The 18,259-nt window shown below is 38.9% G+C and carries 13 protein-coding genes; all 13 read left to right on the top strand.

Annotated features, from left to right (window positions below):
• Positions 1-108 precede the first annotated feature (108 nt).
• The 13 genes from POV27_RS11875 to POV27_RS11815 all read left to right on the top strand — a co-directional run bounded on the left by POV27_RS11875 (position 109) and on the right by POV27_RS11815 (position 18,256).
• Positions 109-846, top strand: coding sequence for a hypothetical protein (locus POV27_RS11875; protein ID WP_272862992.1), 738 nt, complete (start codon positions 109-111; stop codon positions 844-846).
• Positions 843-3,611, top strand: coding sequence for a TonB-dependent receptor domain-containing protein (locus POV27_RS11870; RefSeq protein WP_272862991.1), 2,769 nt, complete (start codon positions 843-845; stop codon positions 3,609-3,611). Before POV27_RS11875 ends, POV27_RS11870 begins: the two co-directional genes overlap by 4 nt.
• Positions 3,611-4,867, top strand: coding sequence for a DUF4249 domain-containing protein (locus tag POV27_RS11865; RefSeq protein WP_272862990.1), 1,257 nt, complete (start codon positions 3,611-3,613; stop codon positions 4,865-4,867). The genes POV27_RS11870 and POV27_RS11865 overlap by 1 nt, the downstream gene beginning before the upstream one ends.
• Complete coding sequence (locus POV27_RS11860; protein WP_272862989.1) at positions 4,864-6,099, top strand: DUF4249 domain-containing protein; 1,236 nt, start codon at positions 4,864-4,866, stop codon at positions 6,097-6,099. Before POV27_RS11865 ends, POV27_RS11860 begins: the two co-directional genes overlap by 4 nt.
• On the top strand, positions 6,096-7,298 hold the full coding sequence (locus POV27_RS11855; protein WP_272862988.1) for a DUF4249 domain-containing protein: 1,203 nt from the start codon (positions 6,096-6,098) through the stop codon (positions 7,296-7,298). Before POV27_RS11860 ends, POV27_RS11855 begins: the two co-directional genes overlap by 4 nt.
• Positions 7,299-7,310: 12 nt before the next feature.
• Positions 7,311-9,059 carry a hypothetical protein gene (locus POV27_RS11850; RefSeq protein WP_272862987.1) on the top strand — a complete coding sequence of 583 codons (1,749 nt, stop codon included), beginning with the start codon at positions 7,311-7,313 and terminating at the stop codon, positions 9,057-9,059.
• Between the two features lie 75 nt (positions 9,060-9,134).
• Positions 9,135-10,676, top strand: a complete 1,542-nt coding sequence (locus tag POV27_RS11845) for a YifB family Mg chelatase-like AAA ATPase (protein WP_272862986.1) — start codon at positions 9,135-9,137, stop codon at positions 10,674-10,676.
• Positions 10,677-11,124: 448 nt separating this feature from the next.
• Positions 11,125-12,060 carry a DNA/RNA non-specific endonuclease gene (locus tag POV27_RS11840; protein WP_272862985.1) on the top strand — a complete coding sequence of 312 codons (936 nt, stop codon included), beginning with the start codon at positions 11,125-11,127 and terminating at the stop codon, positions 12,058-12,060.
• A gap of 5 nt (positions 12,061-12,065) precedes the next feature.
• Positions 12,066-12,737, top strand: coding sequence for a CHAT domain-containing protein (locus POV27_RS11835; protein ID WP_272862984.1), 672 nt, complete (start codon positions 12,066-12,068; stop codon positions 12,735-12,737).
• A 2-nt stretch (positions 12,738-12,739) separates the two neighbouring features.
• On the top strand, positions 12,740-13,975 hold the full coding sequence (locus POV27_RS11830) for a hypothetical protein (RefSeq protein ID WP_272862983.1): 1,236 nt from the start codon (positions 12,740-12,742) through the stop codon (positions 13,973-13,975).
• Positions 13,976-14,784: 809 nt separating this feature from the next.
• Positions 14,785-15,450, top strand: a complete 666-nt coding sequence (locus tag POV27_RS11825) for a LytR/AlgR family response regulator transcription factor (protein WP_272862982.1) — start codon at positions 14,785-14,787, stop codon at positions 15,448-15,450.
• 499 nt (positions 15,451-15,949) lie between these two features.
• Positions 15,950-16,126 carry a hypothetical protein gene (locus tag POV27_RS11820; protein ID WP_272862981.1) on the top strand — a complete coding sequence of 59 codons (177 nt, stop codon included), beginning with the start codon at positions 15,950-15,952 and terminating at the stop codon, positions 16,124-16,126.
• A gap of 78 nt (positions 16,127-16,204) precedes the next feature.
• A complete protein-coding gene (locus POV27_RS11815) occupies positions 16,205-18,256 on the top strand; it encodes a tetratricopeptide repeat-containing sensor histidine kinase (RefSeq protein ID WP_272862980.1) in 2,052 nt (683 codons plus the stop codon).
• The last annotated feature ends 3 nt before the right edge of the window (positions 18,257-18,259 follow it).

The raw sequence follows: 18,259 nt of genomic DNA, 5'->3' as shown, positions 1-18,259 counted from the left end.
TTTACCTAAATATTTTCGCCCATTGATTCATATTTCAGCAATTTTGAAATAACTTTAGAATCAGAAAAGCAATCCTAAAGGGTTGTAATTCATTCAAAAAAACTGCCAATGAAAATACCCCCGATTATAATTGCGTGTATTTTTTTCACGTCTTTGTTGTATGCGCAAAACTCAGCTTCAGAAAGTAATTATTATACGTGGTACGATGCTATAGTAGGTATAGAAAACACGCCTCTTTTCAATGGTGTGGAATATATAGAAGGGTATAAGACCACGCGTGAAAACCACAAGTTCTTCATTAATCAATCCTTCTATGAAGGAAGGGTAGACTACGATGGGCAATCCTATTATAATATTAGCCTTAAGTACGATATCTATGAGGACGAGCTTATTGCCAATTTGGAAAGTGAGGCTCAAAAATCGTTACTACAGCTCATAAAAAGCAAGGTGGCACAGTTCACCATAGGAACACATACCTTTATTAATGTAACGGATCGAGAAGCCCAAAACAATGGAATAGAAGGGTTTCATGAACGCTTGGCCGAAAATAATTTGGGTGTCTTTTATAAGAAACATAGAAAAAGACGTGTAAAGAAGGAAGACAAACGCATTTTGTATTTCGAGTTTTTCGACACCAAAAGCGATTACGTCATCCTTATGGATGGAACCTATCACTGGGTAAACAGTAAAAATGATTTTTATGAACTATTCCCAGAAATCAAAAAAGAATTAAAGTCGTTTCTAAATGCCAATGACGCACTGAGGAGATCGGATAAAGAACAGCAATTAAAGGCGCTTTTCAATAAAGCTAGTCAGATGTTGAATGCTCAAAATCCTGCCCCATGATGAAGAAATGGTTATTCCTGTGGGCTATGGTCCTGCTACCCGTACTGATATCGGCCCAAGAAACGAAGACAATTACCGTGTCATTTCAAGATGAAGGCTTAAAAGAAGCCTTACTAAAGATTGAATCGGCTACTGGCCTACAATTCTATTTTGTAGACGAATGGTTAAAAGAGAAGCGCATTACGGCCAATTATACCGAAACTCCTTTAGAGGAGGTGCTTAATGACCTTTTTACAGATACCATTATAAACTATTACATACTCGATGGGGACAAGGTTATTCTCACGCAGAATAACATTATCTACGATCAGTTGCCTGAGGAATTTTTCGGAAAAGAAGAAACCACCGATCCACAACCTACGGATCAACCTGTAGGGAAAACGGTTACTCCCATCTTTAATACCATTACCAACACGGGAGGAAATACCCCTATGGAAACGGTACGGATAGGAAAGGAGACCAAGGGCAACAATGCGAGTAGTTTTACACTGAGTGGAACCATAAGCGATGAAGATGGTAAGCCTTTGCCCAATGTTACTTTGGTGGTAAGGAATTCAGGATTGGGAACCACCACCAATGCAAGTGGGGCCTATCGTATTACATTGCGTCCCGGAGTGAATAGGATTGAGATCCGTTCCCTTGGATTCCGAAACCTTCAGAAGAGAATTATCATCTATAACAATGGACAATTGGATATCACCCTAGAAGAAGGACTGGAGCAATTGGATGCTGTTGTTTTGGAAGGAAGCGCTAAGCAGAATGTAGCCGAAGTTTCTACCGGAGTTACCGAAATAGACGTAAAAGAAATTAAAAACATTCCTCTGGTTCTGGGGGAGCGTGATATTTTAAAAGTCGCGACTACCTTGCCTGGTATTACCACGGCTGGAGAAGGTAGCTCAGGATTCAATGTAAGGGGAGGTAAGGAAGATCAGAACCTTATCTTGTTGGATGATGGTGTGGTGTACAATCCAACCCATTTCTTCGGTATATTTTCGGGAATTAATCCCTTTACTACCGAAGACGCCAAAATTTACAAAGGGAATATTCCTGCCGAATATGGAGGACGTCTTTCTTCGGTAGTAGATATCATTACCAAGGACGCCAATACAGAGAAATTCTCGGCAGAAGGCTCCATTGGTCCCGTTACCGGAAGTCTTTCGGTAGAAGTGCCTATAGAAAAGGAAAAAGGAGCTTTTTTGGTAGGGGGTAGGAGTACCTATTCCAATTGGATTCTTCGTTCCTTGGACGATGAGGCCCTTCAAAACAGTGAAGCCAATTTCTTCGATGTCATTGCTAAGTACAACCATAAAATAGGCGAGAAGGACGATATAAAGTTTACCGGCTACTATAGCAATGATGCCTTCAGTATCACATCCGATTCTCTGTATAGCTATTCCAACAGAATGGCTTCTTTGCGTTGGAATCATGAGTTTAACGAAAATCACCGAGGTAGCATCGCGATTTCCAATAGTAACTATCAGTTCGGAATTGAGTTCGATGGGCAATCCAATAATGATTTCGATTTAGGTTACGACCTTAACGAAACCAAGCTGAAGTTGAAGATGGAGTCCAATGTTGGGGACAATCATACATTGAGTTATGGTCTGGCTTCGAAGCTCTACAATGTGAGTCCGGGTGAAATAGAACCCATTAACGGATCGAGTGTAATTCCGCTTACAATCCCCGACGAAAAGGGATGGGAGTCTGCTTTGTTTATTTCGGACGATTGGAATGTGACGGACGAATGGCAACTCAGTGCAGGGATACGGTATTCGTACTTTTCGGCTTTAGGGCCGGGATCCCAGAATATTTATGCCGATGGACTTCCCAGAAATGAAGCCACTTTTATCGAAAGTCGCGAATTTGCCGATAATGAATCCATAGAAACGTATGGAGGGCCAGAATTTAGATTGTCTACGCGTTATTTCCTTACATCAGACCTTTCGGTAAAGGCAAGTTTTAATACCACCTATCAGTACATACATACCCTTACGAACAACACCACGGTTTCGCCTACCGATACTTGGAAACTATCCGATCTTAATATAAAACCCCAAGAGGCGAGTCAGTACTCCCTAGGTTTTTACAAGAACCTAAATGACAATATGTTCGAAATCAGTTTGGAGGGCTACTATAAGACTTTAGACAATGTATTGGACTTTAAAACCGGTGCCGAATTGCTATTGAATGAGACCATCGAAACTGAAGTGCTTCAGGGAGAAGGAAGGGCTTATGGGGTGGAATTTCTACTGCGCAAACGAAAAGGGAATCTAAACGGTTGGTTAGGCTATACCTATTCCCGATCTGAACAGAAATTTGAAAGTGCCTTTTCTGAAGAGACCATTAATAACGGAAATTATTTCCCGAGTAATTTCGATAAGCCACACGATATTAGTCTAGTAGCGAATTACAAGTTGACCAAGCGATTCAGTTTCTCGGCCAATTTTGTATATCAGACAGGAAGACCCGTAACAGTACCCGTTGGGAACTTCTTTATCAATAATTCAGAATTTGTACTCTATAGCGAACGGAATAAGTTCCGTATTCCAGATTATTATCGTTTCGATATCAGTTTCAATGTAGAGGGAAACCATAAGAATGACAAACTGGCCCATAGTTTTTGGAACATTTCTATTTACAATGTCCTGGGCAGGAATAATCCCTATTCGGTATTCTTTGTGACGGAAGAAGGACAGGTAAAGGCATTGCAAAGTTCAATCTTTTCCATTCCTGTACCTACAATCACATATAATTTCAAATTTTAATGAAGCAGTGGTGGAGGACATATAGTGCATGGGGAACTGTAACGATACTAATTGTTACTGCTTCCTGCTACGAAGAAATTGGGTTCGATACCCAAAATCTTGAGAATGCACTTATTATTGAAACCATCATTTCCAATGAAAACAAAAAACAGGAGGTGCTGTTAAGTCGCAGTCATGGATTTAGCGACACTATTATGAGCGCTACCCCCGAAAGGAACGCCCAAGTATTTGTAGAAACCGATACAGAAACCATTCCTTTTGAAGAAGTGGAGGACGGCGTGTATACTTCCGTGGAGCCATTTGCAGCACAGCCCAATGTAAATTATACCCTGAGAATCCAGACCAACAATGGAGAAGTTTATTCTTCGACTCCGAGGCAATTAACCACACCCAGTAGTTTGGAGCGATTGTATGCCGAACGTGAAGTAGGGAACAATGGGCAACCCGTGCTTTCCATTTTTGTAGACAGTAATGCGCCGGATAACACCACTAATTATTATCGATATCAATTCGAAGAAACCTATAAGATCGTTGCACCCAAATACAGTAGGTTCAATCTAATTATTACCGATCCCAGATGGGCCTTTTGCGATGTGGAGTTGTTTGATAAAGAGGTAAACAAAGAGATATGTTATAACACAGTTAGGAATACCGAGGTATTACAAATAAGTACAGAAGGGTTAAATACCAATGAAGTCTCCCGATTTAAGGTGCGGCAGATAGATAGTGATAATTACATTATTGGGCAGCGATATTCTATAGAAGTAAAACAATATACGCAGTCTAGCGATGCCTATTTTTATTTTGATCGCCTGTTGGACTTTCAGGAGCAGCCCAATACCTTTTCTCAGGTTCAGCCTGGATACCTTACTGGAAATGTGCAGTCTTCAGACTCCGAATTGCTAACCATTGGATTTTTTGATGTTTCCTATGTAACGTCGCAGCGCATCTTTTTTAACTATGTGGATTTCTTCCCCGATGTAGATATCCCCTCACAAGTGCGATTTTGTGATGTTTATGCACCTATACACTATGATAAATACTCTTTCCCGCCTTTCGAAGATTGTGGTCCTCTTATTTTAGAGGATTTGCCAAGGGACAGGTATTTGTTTTTTGAAATAAACTTGGATCAGGAATTTTATGATGATCCGCCCTTTTTCTTTCCATTAGATGGTCCGTACGATCTCGTTCCCAAAGAATGCGGCGATTGTACGTTATTTGGAAGTATAGAGGTTCCAGAATTTTGGGTAGAATGAAAGAAGTAAAAAAGAAAATGAAAACAATGATTCCCCATAAAATAGTTAGTCTTGCTTGCACCCTGCTTGTTTTTACTGGGTGTGTTGAGGAAGTGGCCTTCGAAACTGAGGAACTGGAAAGTGCTTTGGTTATCGAAGCCATCATAACCGATGAAAACAAGCAACATGAAATTTTACTGAGTCGTACGTATGCCTTCGAAGCCGATGGGCCTACTGCGGAATCTGGCGCTGCAGTGACAATAGAAAGTGGCAATGGAACGATCACGTTTACGGAAGAAGAAAGCGGAAGGTACGTTTCCAATGATAGTTTCAGTGCTGTGCCCAATATAGACTACAAGTTGCTTATTAGAACGAGTGATGGCCGACAATATAGCTCTGCCAATACACAATTAACCAAGGATACGGATATAGCCGAGCTATACGTAGAACGGGAGGTAGACGATTTTGGAGATGACGGAGTATCCATTTTTGTGGATAGTTTCGATCCTGATGGAGAATCACAGTTCTACCGATTCACCTATGTGGAAACCTTTAAAGTAATTGCTCCCCTTTGGCGATTGGAAGATTTGATAGTGATAGACCCCACTTGGCCTGCTTGCGAGGTAGCAACAGTTCTTAAAGAGGAAGAGAAAAGAGTATGTTATAGAACTGAATTTTCGGATAAGATTGTCATAGGTAATACTCTTTCTTTGAGTGAAGATCGACTGGAGCGGTTTCAGGTGCGTCGAATTCCTAGAGACGATTACCGTATTACGCATCGCTATAGTATAGAAGTGAAGCAGTTTGTGCAATCTAGGGAAGCGCACACCTATTATGCGACCTTGCAGGAATTTTCGGGGCAAGGGAGCATTTTTTCTCAGAGTCAGCCCGGATTTTTCGATGGTAATATCATTTCAGAAACCGATAGTGAGGAAAAGGTGGTAGGTTTTTTCGAAGTATCCCATGTGGCGACCAAACGTCTGTTTTTCAATTTTAGGGATCTTATTCCCGATGGCCCATTGCCCCCTTATGTTTCTGGTTGTACGGAATTTGCCCCGCCTCGAGATTTAGGGCATCCTACAGATCGTTGTGGAGGGCTCATTTTTGCTTTATTGAATGAAGAAGTGGTGTATACCAGGGATAATCCACTACCGGAAACCACGGAAATGGGACCCTATTTTGTGGCCGATGCTGTTTGTGGCGACTGTACGCTTTTGGGAAGTAACGTAGTACCAGAATTTTGGGAAGAATGATCAGAAGAATAATAAAGATATATAAAGCTTTTGTGGTATTGGCCCTTCTTGTATCGATGGGTTGTGTGGAAGAGGTTTCTTTCAACACCCAAGAATTGGAAAGCGCTTTGGTGGTAGAAGCTACTATTACCGATGAAACCAAGCCACAACAAATTCGTTTGAGTCGAACGTATAGATTTGAAGAGGACGGCCCAACTCCCGAATCGGGAGCACGGGTGTGGATGGATTCTGATGATGGGATGATTTCTTTCCAAGAATCTTTGGAACCTGGCCTTTACCTATCCACTTCTGCCTATGCCGCCAGCCCCAATACCAATTATGAACTGCATATTGAAACCAACGATGGTAGCAGTTATCAAAGTCGATCCACGCAAATGGTGACCGAGGTACCCATTGAGGATGTGTATGCAGTTCGGGAAGCCAGCGATTTTGGTGATGATGGAGTTTCTATATATGTAGATAGTTTCGATCCAACAGGTACCGCCGATTATTACCGATATGAATATTTGGAAACCTATAAGATCATAGCACCTTTATGGAATTCGATCTCCATGATTGCTTCCGATAATTGCGATGTACAGTTGGGCATTCGGGAGCAAGAAGAGCGTATATGCTTTAACACAGTCGCTTCCACGGATGTAAATCTGGTCAATACCAGTGGCCTTTCCGAAAGTAGGGTACAGCGGCATCTTGTTCGTTTTTTAGATGCCGACAACTATATCATTTCACATCGTTACAGCATTTTGTTACGTCAATACGCACAATCGCAAGAGGCCTTTACCTATTATAGATTATTGAATGAGCTTTCGGAGAGTGAAAGCCTTTTTTCTCAGAATCAGCCAGGCTTTTTCGAAGGCAACATCCGGTCTGCTACCAATCAAGAGGAGAAAGTAGTTGGCTTTTTCGAAGTGGCTAGTGTTTCTGAACGACGATTGTACTTCGACTATGAAGATTTTTTCCCTAACGAAACCTTACCACCCTATCCTTCTGGTTGCACCGAAATTGCCCCGCCACAGTTTACGCCGGCAGGAACCTGTGGAGGATTGGTCACAGGTATACGAAATAACGAAATACGATTCCTAAGAGAAAATTTTTCACCCAATGATGTTTTTCCAGGACCTTACTACGTGGTAGCTAGGGCTTGTGGCGATTGTACGGCATTGGGTTCGAATGTAGTTCCAGATTTCTGGGAAGATTAAAAATTAATGGCAATGATAAAACGACTATTGGTTCTTAGTTTAAGTGTGTGGTGTTTTCAAAACACCTTTGGGCAAACGGTGATTGCCACCCAAGAAATATTACAGGGATATAAGACAATTCCCCAAGAGGAGATCTTCGTGCATCATAATACCGATTTGCTCCTTGCTGGCGAGTACCTGTATTACAAGGTCTATTGCAAAAACCGAGCTACCAAAGAAATGAGTTCGTTAAGCAAGGTCGCTTATGTAGAGTTGGTCGGTGAGGACAAGACTACGGTGTTTCGCCATAAAGTCCGTTTGAACAATGGAATGGCGCAGGGAGATTTCTTTTTACCTGTAGGTGTTTCGTCTGGAAGCTATAAATTGATTGCGTATACCCAATGGATGCGTAATGCTGGGGAAGGGGCCTTTTTTGAAAGTGATATAGCCATTATCAATCCATATCGGAGCTCTCAAGGAAACATATTGACTTCTTCGGAAAATTCGGCTGCAGCCATTGCTCCTTACGATAACAATATAACGCCGATAAACCCAAATAATGGGGCCATTCAACTAAAGACGGACAAATTATCCTACGATAAACGCGAGAAGGTTCGTCTTCAGGTAAGTACGGGCGATTATGATGTGAAGGCGGGGAGCTACTCCCTTTCCGTTCGGAAATTGGATGCCGTGGTTCCGTTTTCAGAAAAGAGCAGTCAAAATTATATAGATAAGCAGACCACAAAAAGCCTATCGATAGGTTCGTCCATGTTTCTTCCAGAATTACGGGGAGAAGTGGTTTGGGGTACGATTACTTCCAAAGCGAATGGCAGTCCTGCTGGTAATGCGAAGGTTGCTTTGTCCATTCCTGGACAGGATTTTGTTACCAAAATCGCCAACACCAATCCCGAAGGGATTTTCTACTTCGTATTGCAGGATGAATTTAATGATGAGAATGCCACCTTTCAGGTACTAGGGGATACGGCATCCGATTATGAGATTGTAGTATCTAAGCACGCTCCTTTGGCCTATGATGATCTTGAATTCAAGGGATTTACCATTACGAAGGATTTAGAGGATATTATTTTGAAGCGTAGTGTGTACAATCAGATAGAGAATGGATACTACGAATTAAAACCCGACACCATTAAACTTCCCTTAGCAAGCCCACCTTTTTACGGAAAGCGGGGAAGGGCGTATAATTTGGATGATTATAAGCGATTCAACACGGTAAAGGAGACTTTTTTAGAGTTTATAGACGATGCCTGGACCAAGAATGTGGGAGGAGAAACCGTTTTCTCTGTCCGTGCCTATGAAAATACCTTGGTATCGGATTTCCCGCCTTTAATTATTGTGGATGGGATTGTGGTGCAGGATCAACAGAAGTTATTGGACTATCCCGCTAGAAAAATAAAGACCGTGAGTATTGTGAGAGACAAGTATTTCTTGGGAGCTGAGGTTTTTCAAGGAGTGATTATCATAGAGACACTCACAGGCGACTTTTACGAATCCCTTACGGAGGACTATGTGGCTAAGATCGGTTTGTTTACTACACAGCCTAAGAAATCATACTTCTCTCAATCGTATATGGACTACGGCGGAAATAGAATGCCCGATTTTAGAAGTCAGTTGTTATGGGAACCCAATGCGGAAGTTAATGAATCCAATGGTGTTTGGGAGTTCTATACATCGGATAATACAGGCACTTATGAGGTATCGTTGGAGGGCTTTACCGGAAATGGCGTTCCTGTTTCGTTAAAAAAGTTTATTTCTGTGAAATAATTCCATCATTCACTACAGACTTTTCCCCGAAATTTCTAACTTCGTTCTACTCCCTTAATTGAAGAATTATGATCTATGCTTACCAAAGTGTATGGGAGTGCTGTGTTTGGAGTCGAAGCCCAAACCATAACCGTAGAAGTTAATACCGACATAGGAGTCGGTTACCATTTGGTCGGATTGCCCGACAATGCCATTAAAGAAAGCAATTACCGGATTGCAGCTGCACTACAGAACAATGGCTACAAAATCCCCGGAAAGAAAATAACGTTAAACATGGCTCCTGCCGATCTCCGTAAGGAAGGATCTGCCTATGACCTGACCTTGGCCATGGGTATTCTGGTATCCACAGGACAGATTAAGGAAGGACATTCGTTGGAAGATTTTATCATTATGGGCGAATTGTCCTTGGATGGTTCCCTTCAACCCATTAAAGGAGCTTTGCCCATTGCCATTAAAGCCAAAGAAGAAGGATTCAAGGGCTTTATTCTTCCCGAACAGAATGCCAAGGAAGCCGCCATTGTGGATGGATTGGATGTTTTTGGAGTAAGTTCCATTAGTGAAGTGATTGCCTTTTTTGATGAATCACAAACATTAGAACCTACCCAAATCGATATGAAGGCCGAGTTCTATGAACATTTGGAGCATCCTGAATTCGATTTTGCCGATGTAAAAGGGCAGGAGAGTATTAAGCGGTGTATGGAGATCGCTGCTGCGGGAGGACACAATATTATTTTGATCGGTCCGCCAGGTTCGGGGAAGACGATGTTGGCGAAGCGATTACCTTCCATCCTTCCTCCATTGACATTGATTGAAGCATTGGAAACGACGAAAATCCACAGTGTTGCAGGAAGAACGTTGGAGAAAGGAGGAATAATGACCTCCCGACCTTTTCGTTCTCCACATCATACCATTTCGGATGTGGCTTTGGTGGGTGGAGGGCAATATCCCCAACCTGGAGAGATTTCATTGGCGCATAATGGCGTGTTGTTTTTGGATGAACTGCCAGAGTTTAAACGAAGTGTTTTGGAAGTGATGCGACAGCCGTTGGAAGATCGGGATGTGACCATTTCCAGGGCTCGGTTCACCGTCACCTATCCCGCCAGCTTTATGTTGGTTGCCAGTATGAATCCCAGTCCGGGAGGTTATTTTAACGATCCGAATGCTCCGGTAACGTCATCACCTGCCGAGATGCAACGGTATTTAAGTAAGATATCGGGACCTTTATTAGATCGTATCGATATCCATATTGAAGTGACTCCCGTTCCTTTCGAAAAGTTGAGTGAAGATCGAAAAGGGGAGTCGAGTGTGGTGATTCGGGAGCGGGTTACCAGGGCAAGGCTCCTTCAATCGGAGCGCTTTCAGGAAATGGAGCATATTCATTACAATGCTCAGATGGGGGTAAAGCAAATCCGTAAGTTTTGCCGACTGGATGAAGCTTCTTTGGGATTATTGAAGAGTGCCATGGAACGATTACAACTTTCTGCAAGGGCTTACGACCGTATTTTGAAAGTAGCCCGAACCATTGCCGATTTGGAGGATTCAGCTTCCATTCAAGGACATCATATTTCGGAAGCGATACAGTACAGAAGCCTTGATAGGGAAGGGTGGTTGGGGTGAAGGCGCTGGACTAGAGACGAGCGCTAGGGGTGGTTAAAATACTATACTCATAGAATAAAAAATGGCTTGAAGCTAGCGAATATTGCTTTAGTTGTTGGACTGAATAAGACTACCATAGGGAGGATTGAAAGTGATCGTTATTGTAAAAAAGTATCTTTAGTCAAAAAACTAGACATGCGTAAGCGGCCTGAATTCGACAGCCTACAATAAATAAAACAGTTTTTGTTGAATTTCAATTTCTCTTGGCTATTATTAATATACCATATCCAAATGGATGATAAAAAACTCACCAGCCATTTTGTTCAAGAACTACAATTGCCTTATATTTATGACTCTCCCCGTTTTGCTTTAGCTGTTCAACAAAAAAATTTATTTGTGTATTAAGATAAATTGAGGCTGCGGCTATTTCTCATGATCTATGTAATTATAATTACTATTTGTTTGAAACATGGCATTTAATAAAAATTTTATAGATGGATGCTTTATAGAGTTACCAAGACTTTCTCAAAGACAGATTATGGAATATTCCGAGAACGGGCTTGAATTAAATGACTACTATTTGGACTATATAAACTATTCCGTCTTTCAAAATCCTTTCAGAAGATTTCCCTATTACACTGCGACCAATATAGATGGGGCTAATTTTATTGAAAAATTAGAGCGATCTGATAGGTGGGAAAAAGACGATAGGATTCCACAAAATCATCAATTTGGAGATGATTTATATGACGCTGTGAAGAGTGATTTTGATAGAGGGCATATGACCAAAAGGGAGGATGTGCAATGGGGAATGAATAAGTCCGAAGCTAAAAAATCTGCAGATTCTACTTTTTTTTATACAAATGCCGTGCCTCAACATGCTCGATTAAATAGAAGTATATGGCGACGTATTGAAAATTATATTTTGCATTCGGAAGGAGTTAAACATCGATTAAAGTTAAGCGTTTTTACTGGACCAGTACTGAATCACAATGATCCTGTTTTTGTTACAAAAATTAACGGAGAATCGGTTAAAATCCCTAGAATTTTTTGGAAAGTTGTTTACTATTTAAATGCTTCAAGTGAGTTGTCTAGAGTAGCTTATATTACTAATCAGTCTAATCTACTACAGACATATAACATTGTAGAGCCTAGTGGTGAAATTATGAGAAGTTCTTATGGTGAAGATGATTTCTTTTTGGACTATAAGGATGCAGATACCTACCAAACAGATGTTTCAGTTATTGAATCGTTAACGTTGTTTACTTTTCCTAAAGCAAATGATGTTTATGAAGATAATCGAATAGTAAGGTTGATATTGGAAGAGGTAAATTATAGAAACAGTCAGGTAGTTCCCAATGCAGATGAGGATATTTCGTTAAGTATAAAGAATCTAATGCTCTAAACAGTATGAGAATCTTGTTTATAGGAATAAATCCAAAGGATACCCGTCAACTTCGACTACAGGAGGAAATAAATATCATAAAGGATGTTTTAGATGCACAACCAATTAAAAATAAATATAAACTTAGGGTAAGAAACGCTTCAACAAAGATGGCCATGAGAAGGTATCTAAATAGGCATAAACCTAATGTTTTACATATATCTGGACATGGCAATGATGATCAAACTTTGCTTTTTGAAGACAGTTCCGGGCACTCAGATATTGTTTATACAAATCAATTGGGTGATTTTTTAGAGAATTACAACAAACACCTTAAATGCGTCATATTATCCGCTTGCTACAGTTTAAATGATATTGAAAATTTTTCAAACAATATTCACTGTGTGATAGGTATGAAAACTGCTATTGGTAATAGTAAGGCAATGGACTTTTCTAGTTCATTTTACGACTCATTAAGTTCCGGTCAAAGTTTTGAATCTGCCTTTAATATTGCCAAAGATGAGATTAATTTGTCTCAAGAAAATAATGAAGATATCCTCAAAATTATAATTAAAGAAGATATCACTTCGGTGGTACCAACATCACCAGTCATTAATTGGAGACTGGTTGGTTTTATTGTTATGGTTATAATTCTAGTTGGGTCTTTGATGTTTTATTTTGACTTTAGTATTGCCTAAATATGGGAGATTTAGCGACAAGTGTTTATACCGATAGAATAAAAAATTTACGAAATAGAATTGTAACTGTAGGCGCAATACTATTAGTTTTTATTATTACTCTTGGGTTTATTTTTTTGAAACAGTACAATAAAAAAATAAAGTATGAAAGCGAATTAAGTAACCTATATACGATTGAGCAGAATCCTTGGAGTGACTTTCAAACGTTATACGATAATTCTTTCCTATACATAGAAGATTACACTTTGAATGTTGCGAGACCATATAGTCAAATGTGTGTTTTTATGGGAATAGACTTAATGTTACTTAATAGTAAATTGGATGATGGTGCGAAAAACAACCCAAAGATATCAAGAAGCATCGATTATATAACTTACGCAGGACGTGAATTAGGGCATTATTCTAATGATTTGCATAGTATCATTGCTTCCCAAAAAACCAATGCCACTTTTGATGAATTGAGTAGAGAAAAACTTTTACAACTTATAAATATTTATACTTTCAACAATCGTGTAGTTGAAGATAGTTTGATAGAAGGGATAAATCTCGCTATTCCAATGACAGGAATGTATTTAAAATTGGATACTATAGACCCAGGAACTATTAAAAAAGATATATTAAAAGAGGTCTATCAGCACTCGTTTCACAATTTGGATTCTGCATTTACTTCATTTGAAACAACTATGCTTTTAAACAATTTTCGTTATAGTGAAAAAGTTACGGATTCTGTGTTGAGTTCTTTAAAGAATGTTATAGAAAATTGTGAGTTTAAAAATTTAAAATCCTTTAGAAGTGATTATAACTATATAATGAATCAATTGAAAGAAATAGATCAAGGAGAAAATATAAAAATCCCAATAATAAACTTCAATGTTTCATTAAATCAAATTGTACTATTTGGTGGTCTCATAAACCTTGGGGTATTATTATACTTCTATTTTATGGTGATGAACCTTAAGTTCTTATCACATAAACTAGAAGAGTCTATGGAAACTACTTTGAGCGTTCAAGATAAACACGCCTTGTTTTTTGGATTGGACTATCAAATAAAAAACCGCTGGCTATATGTTACAATAAACACAGTATTTTTTTCCGCTTTACCTATATTTTCAATCATTTTAAGTAATGTTATATTTGAGAATGGCCCTGATAGAGTATTGTTGATAAGTATTGTTTGTATAATCAATCTTTACTTTTCAATAATTATATCAAAGATATTATTCCAATTAACTGACTGATAATCAATCTATAGTTTAGCGATAATTTTTTCAGCAGTTTGATCTTCATTGGTATGAAAGCATAGTTCCCATATTGCTATAAATATCAGACACTAATTTCTCTAACATTCATAACCCAATATCTCATTTAAACTTAAAACACCATAAATCCAAGAATTACCTATTTATGGGAATAATTATTGTTGAAGCTGATGAAGTCCTAACCAAGACACGGGATAAAAAAACAACACAGGACAATTGAGGTTAATGGTATTATATTTCGGAAGCGATAAAATGTCAGAGTTTGGATCGAGAAGGGTGCTTGGGTTAATTTGACGATAGTATTTAAGATGTGATTATTCAATACCTAAAATCACTTCCATTTTGTTTAACTTTTCGCCCCACGGTCTTCGCTCAATGAGACTATTACGGCCTATTATAGTAATTCTAACAAATTTCAGCGAACATCCTTATCCATAATACAAGTAATTCCAGTGTAATATTTTCATTATCAGTTATATTGATGACCTCTTGATTTTGAGTCGGAAGGTAACATTTGAATTTTAGAGACCGATATTTTGTTTAACCTTTCAAAAACCTGAAAATTAGCCAATTTGATGAATATCAGTAGTTATTTTATGCTTTTACCACCTTAATTCAAGTTTCAAGACTACACTAATGTGAAATCCTTAGTAATAGTATAATTTATCCATACTTCGTTCGTGTAATTCTAAAGTAATTTTATTGAAGAATCCATATAGCACGGGTTGAAAAATTGCTTTATCATAGAAAAATGTCAGAAATCAATACAATGTATTGAGAATATTCTAATGGACTTTTCGGACTCTGCTTCCCTAATTGGAAGTACCTCCAATCGCAAAGAAGCAATCAACACAATACTTAAACAAAATCCAAGTGTTGTTTTCTTAAACGTAGATGGCGTTGTAGAACGTCCTTTCGAACTTGCAGATGAAGTAGCGAGATACAGTGATAACCCTCCTGTATTTATTGCCATTTCCAAAGGAAAGGAGCACGCTTACGATGTGATCAAGCATGGTTTTGTCGATTACCTCCTAAAACCCCTTGAGGAATTGGATGTTCGTAAGAGCATTATGAAATTGGAAAAACGTGCTACGGTGGAGAGAGCCCAGACCATTTGTCTAAAATCCTATAAGGACTATCAATACTTGAACACGGAAGATATCCTTTTCTTAAAGGCGGATAACAATACTACCGATTTCTATATGAAAGACGGTTCTGTTATTGGAGCGTTTAAGACACTTCGTACTTTCGAAGATATCCTACCCAAAAATTTCCTTCGTATTCATAAGAGTTACATTATTAATAGTAACTATGTTTCCCGAATTCAATATGGGAAATCCCTATGCACCATTAGTGAAAATAACTTCCGTATTCCCTTCACAAAAACCTTTATAGATAATGTAGAGCAAATTAACAATACCCTCTACAAATCTTCGGTACTATCCCTTAACTAATTCATTCTTCTTTTAGTTCTTTTTGATCGATGGTTCAAACCATCTGAATCCATATTCTTTTATTTTTTGACCTAAGAATAATCCCAATGAAAATCCGGGATATATACCCATATTTTTCCATTACACCCTCAAAAATGGGTATTTCACCCATAATTTCTCGTCTTCACTTAGATCAGTGTTATATTAATTTACTATTTAAATAGCTTATAGTCAATCAGTTATATTGATTTTAACGATAAATCAAGGATACCTCAGAATACCCAAAAATCGATTTTCCTTTCAAATTCGGGGGTTTCACTCGCAGAACTACCTACTTCACTAGACCCTTGGTTTTTAGCATGGTAGCGCGGATATCTCACTGTACATTAGCATCAGAATTAGAAGCTTCTCCGGCATTAAAAGATTAAAAAAGATGCCACCCATTTTCTTAAGAAAGTCAACGAATTCATGCGTGATTCGGCATGATAAACAATATACCTAACCCATAAATTTTTTAATTATGAAAACTTTCAAAAACATATTCTTCTTTGCATTAATCGCCACTTTTATTTTCTCTTGTACTCCAGAACAATTACATGATGAAACCTCTAACGCCGATACCGAAGTATACGGAACAGGAGACGGGGACAACTCTGGGACCGATGACGATAAAGACGGAGACAATGGAGGAAACTAATTGAACCATTCAATTATTTAAAAAGCCTTTGATACGTATCAAAGGCTTTTTTTATACCTTTATAGTTAAACGCTATTCTTGAAGAATCTTAACAAACCTATCTTCTTTTTAGTCGTTCTGTTTATAGGTGTAACCTTTTTGTCTAGTTGCAAGGATAAGCAGGACGCATCCGACATTCCAGTCGATGAAGGCGTCAATTCTTTTTCCTTCTGGATGAATAGGTCCAGGGACAATAACCATTCCATAGACCAACGCCAAATCGCACTTCGACAAGCGTACCGATTAACAGAAGAACTTGACAACGACACCCTCCAAACCATCAACCTTAGAGCCATTGCCTTTCAGGCTTATAAATTGAACGATTCCCTGTTTTTCAGAAAAACAAATAACGAGGCTTTCGAACTCACTTCAAAAATTAAGGACACCTTGGGAATCGCAGACACTTATTGGAACTATGGTGCCTTCTATGCCCAGCGCGATGTGTACGATAGTGCTTACTCCAATTATCAGACAGCCCATAACTATTACAGTCTTATCCGCAACGAATACTACGCTGGTAAAATGCTGTACAATATGGCCTTCATTAAAGGTCGATTAAAGGATTATACGGGAAGCGAGGTGCTCACCTTTCAGGCCATTACAAAATTTAAGCGTTTAAAAAGGAATAAATCCCTGTATACGGCCTACAATCATTTGGCTACCTTATATAAAGGACTCGGGGAATACTCCAAAGCTCATTTTTATAACGAACAGGCACTCTACTATCTATCCGATCTAGATGATAAGAAAACCTTTTACGAGGGTACTCTTAATAATATAGGTCTTATTTATCACGAGGAAGAGAAATATGAAGAAGCGATAGAATACTTTAATCGAGCCCTTGCCCGTAAAAACCTGAAACAGGCCAACATCGATTTGTATGTTCGATTGATTGACAATCGCGCACATAGCAAACTATTGAACAAGGACACTACCAATATATATAATGAGTTTAGTGAAGCGCTTCATATTAGGGATAGTGTATCCAATTATGCAGGGATTGTAATCAATAAACTTCATCTAGCACAGTATTTTGGTCATATCGGGGATACCAGTAGAGCCATTGCATTGGGTATGGAAGCTAGCGAATTGGCGAAAGAAATTAATAACAATAGCGATTATCTTGCCTCGCTTCGATTGCTTTCTGAATTGGATAGGAACAATTCCAACGAATATCTAGAAGAGTTCATACAAATGAATGACAGTCTTCAGACGCTGGAGAGACGTATACGGGATAAGTTCACCCGTATCGATTTTGAAACCGACACCTATATAGAGCAAACCGAACGCCTATCCCAACAAAAGATATTGATATTGGTCGTGGGAATTTCATTGGTGCTCATTTTATCACTGTTGTACTTTGCAACCAGACAGTATGCTAAGGGAAAGGAAATCCTTTTTGAAAGTGAACAGCGGAAGGCCAATGAGAAAATATATCTGTTATCGCTGAAGCAACAGGCCAAACTTCAAGAAGGGAAGGTCCAGGAACGGAATAGAATTTCTGAAGAACTACACGATGGGGTCCTGGGTAAACTGTTTGGTACCCGGGTAGGCCTTGGTTTTTTAAATCCAGGTTTGGATGTTAAGGGAAGTGAGAAATACAAAAACCTTTTGGATGAATTACAGATCATTGAAAAGGAAATTAGGGACATTTCACACGAATTGAAGAATCATGACAATTATGCTTCTAGCACTGGATTCTTTAATTTGGTGACAAAGCTTTTAATAGATTCCAGCGAAACTGGTAAATTTGAATATAAACTAGAAAAAGAAGCTGCAGCGTCTTGGGGAGAATTAGACGAAACTATAAAAGCACATTTATACCGAATCATCCAGGAATCACTACAGAACACGATTAAGTATGCAAATGCAACTAGGGTAGTAGTAGAGTTCCTTGAGGGTAAAGAGTGCTTGGTTCTAAAAATCTCCGATAATGGTACAGGATTCCGTGTGGATAAGAGGAAAACGGGGATAGGTCTTAAAAACATGAAATCCAGAACCATAAAACTGAAAGGTGAGCTTTCCATTACCTCCGAGCTTGACAAAGGAACCACCATAAAGGTTGTTATCCCCCAAAAAGAAAAAAAATAAGAT

The organism is Aureisphaera galaxeae, assembly GCF_028561275.1.
In the GTDB taxonomy this organism is placed as follows: domain Bacteria; phylum Bacteroidota; class Bacteroidia; order Flavobacteriales; family Flavobacteriaceae; genus Aureisphaera; species Aureisphaera galaxeae.
This window is presented reverse-complemented; position numbering and strand designations above follow the sequence as displayed.

Excerpts from the sequence above, each read along its gene's own strand:
- POV27_RS11875 (WP_272862992.1), top strand. The coding sequence starts at position 109 with ATGAAAATACCCCCGATTATAATTGCGTGTATTTTTTTCACGTCTTTG.
- POV27_RS11870 (WP_272862991.1), top strand. The coding sequence starts at position 843 with ATGATGAAGAAATGGTTATTCCTGTGGGCTATGGTCCTGCTACCCGTA.
- POV27_RS11865 (WP_272862990.1), top strand. The coding sequence starts at position 3,611 with ATGAAGCAGTGGTGGAGGACATATAGTGCATGGGGAACTGTAACGATA.
- POV27_RS11860 (WP_272862989.1), top strand. The coding sequence starts at position 4,864 with ATGAAAGAAGTAAAAAAGAAAATGAAAACAATGATTCCCCATAAAATA.
- POV27_RS11855 (WP_272862988.1), top strand. The coding sequence starts at position 6,096 with ATGATCAGAAGAATAATAAAGATATATAAAGCTTTTGTGGTATTGGCC.
- POV27_RS11850 (WP_272862987.1), top strand. The coding sequence starts at position 7,311 with ATGATAAAACGACTATTGGTTCTTAGTTTAAGTGTGTGGTGTTTTCAA.
- POV27_RS11845 (WP_272862986.1), top strand. The coding sequence starts at position 9,135 with ATGCTTACCAAAGTGTATGGGAGTGCTGTGTTTGGAGTCGAAGCCCAA.
- POV27_RS11840 (WP_272862985.1), top strand. The coding sequence starts at position 11,125 with ATGGCATTTAATAAAAATTTTATAGATGGATGCTTTATAGAGTTACCA.
- POV27_RS11835 (WP_272862984.1), top strand. The coding sequence starts at position 12,066 with ATGAGAATCTTGTTTATAGGAATAAATCCAAAGGATACCCGTCAACTT.
- POV27_RS11830 (WP_272862983.1), top strand. The coding sequence starts at position 12,740 with ATGGGAGATTTAGCGACAAGTGTTTATACCGATAGAATAAAAAATTTA.
- POV27_RS11825 (WP_272862982.1), top strand. The coding sequence starts at position 14,785 with ATGGACTTTTCGGACTCTGCTTCCCTAATTGGAAGTACCTCCAATCGC.
- POV27_RS11820 (WP_272862981.1), top strand. The coding sequence starts at position 15,950 with ATGAAAACTTTCAAAAACATATTCTTCTTTGCATTAATCGCCACTTTT.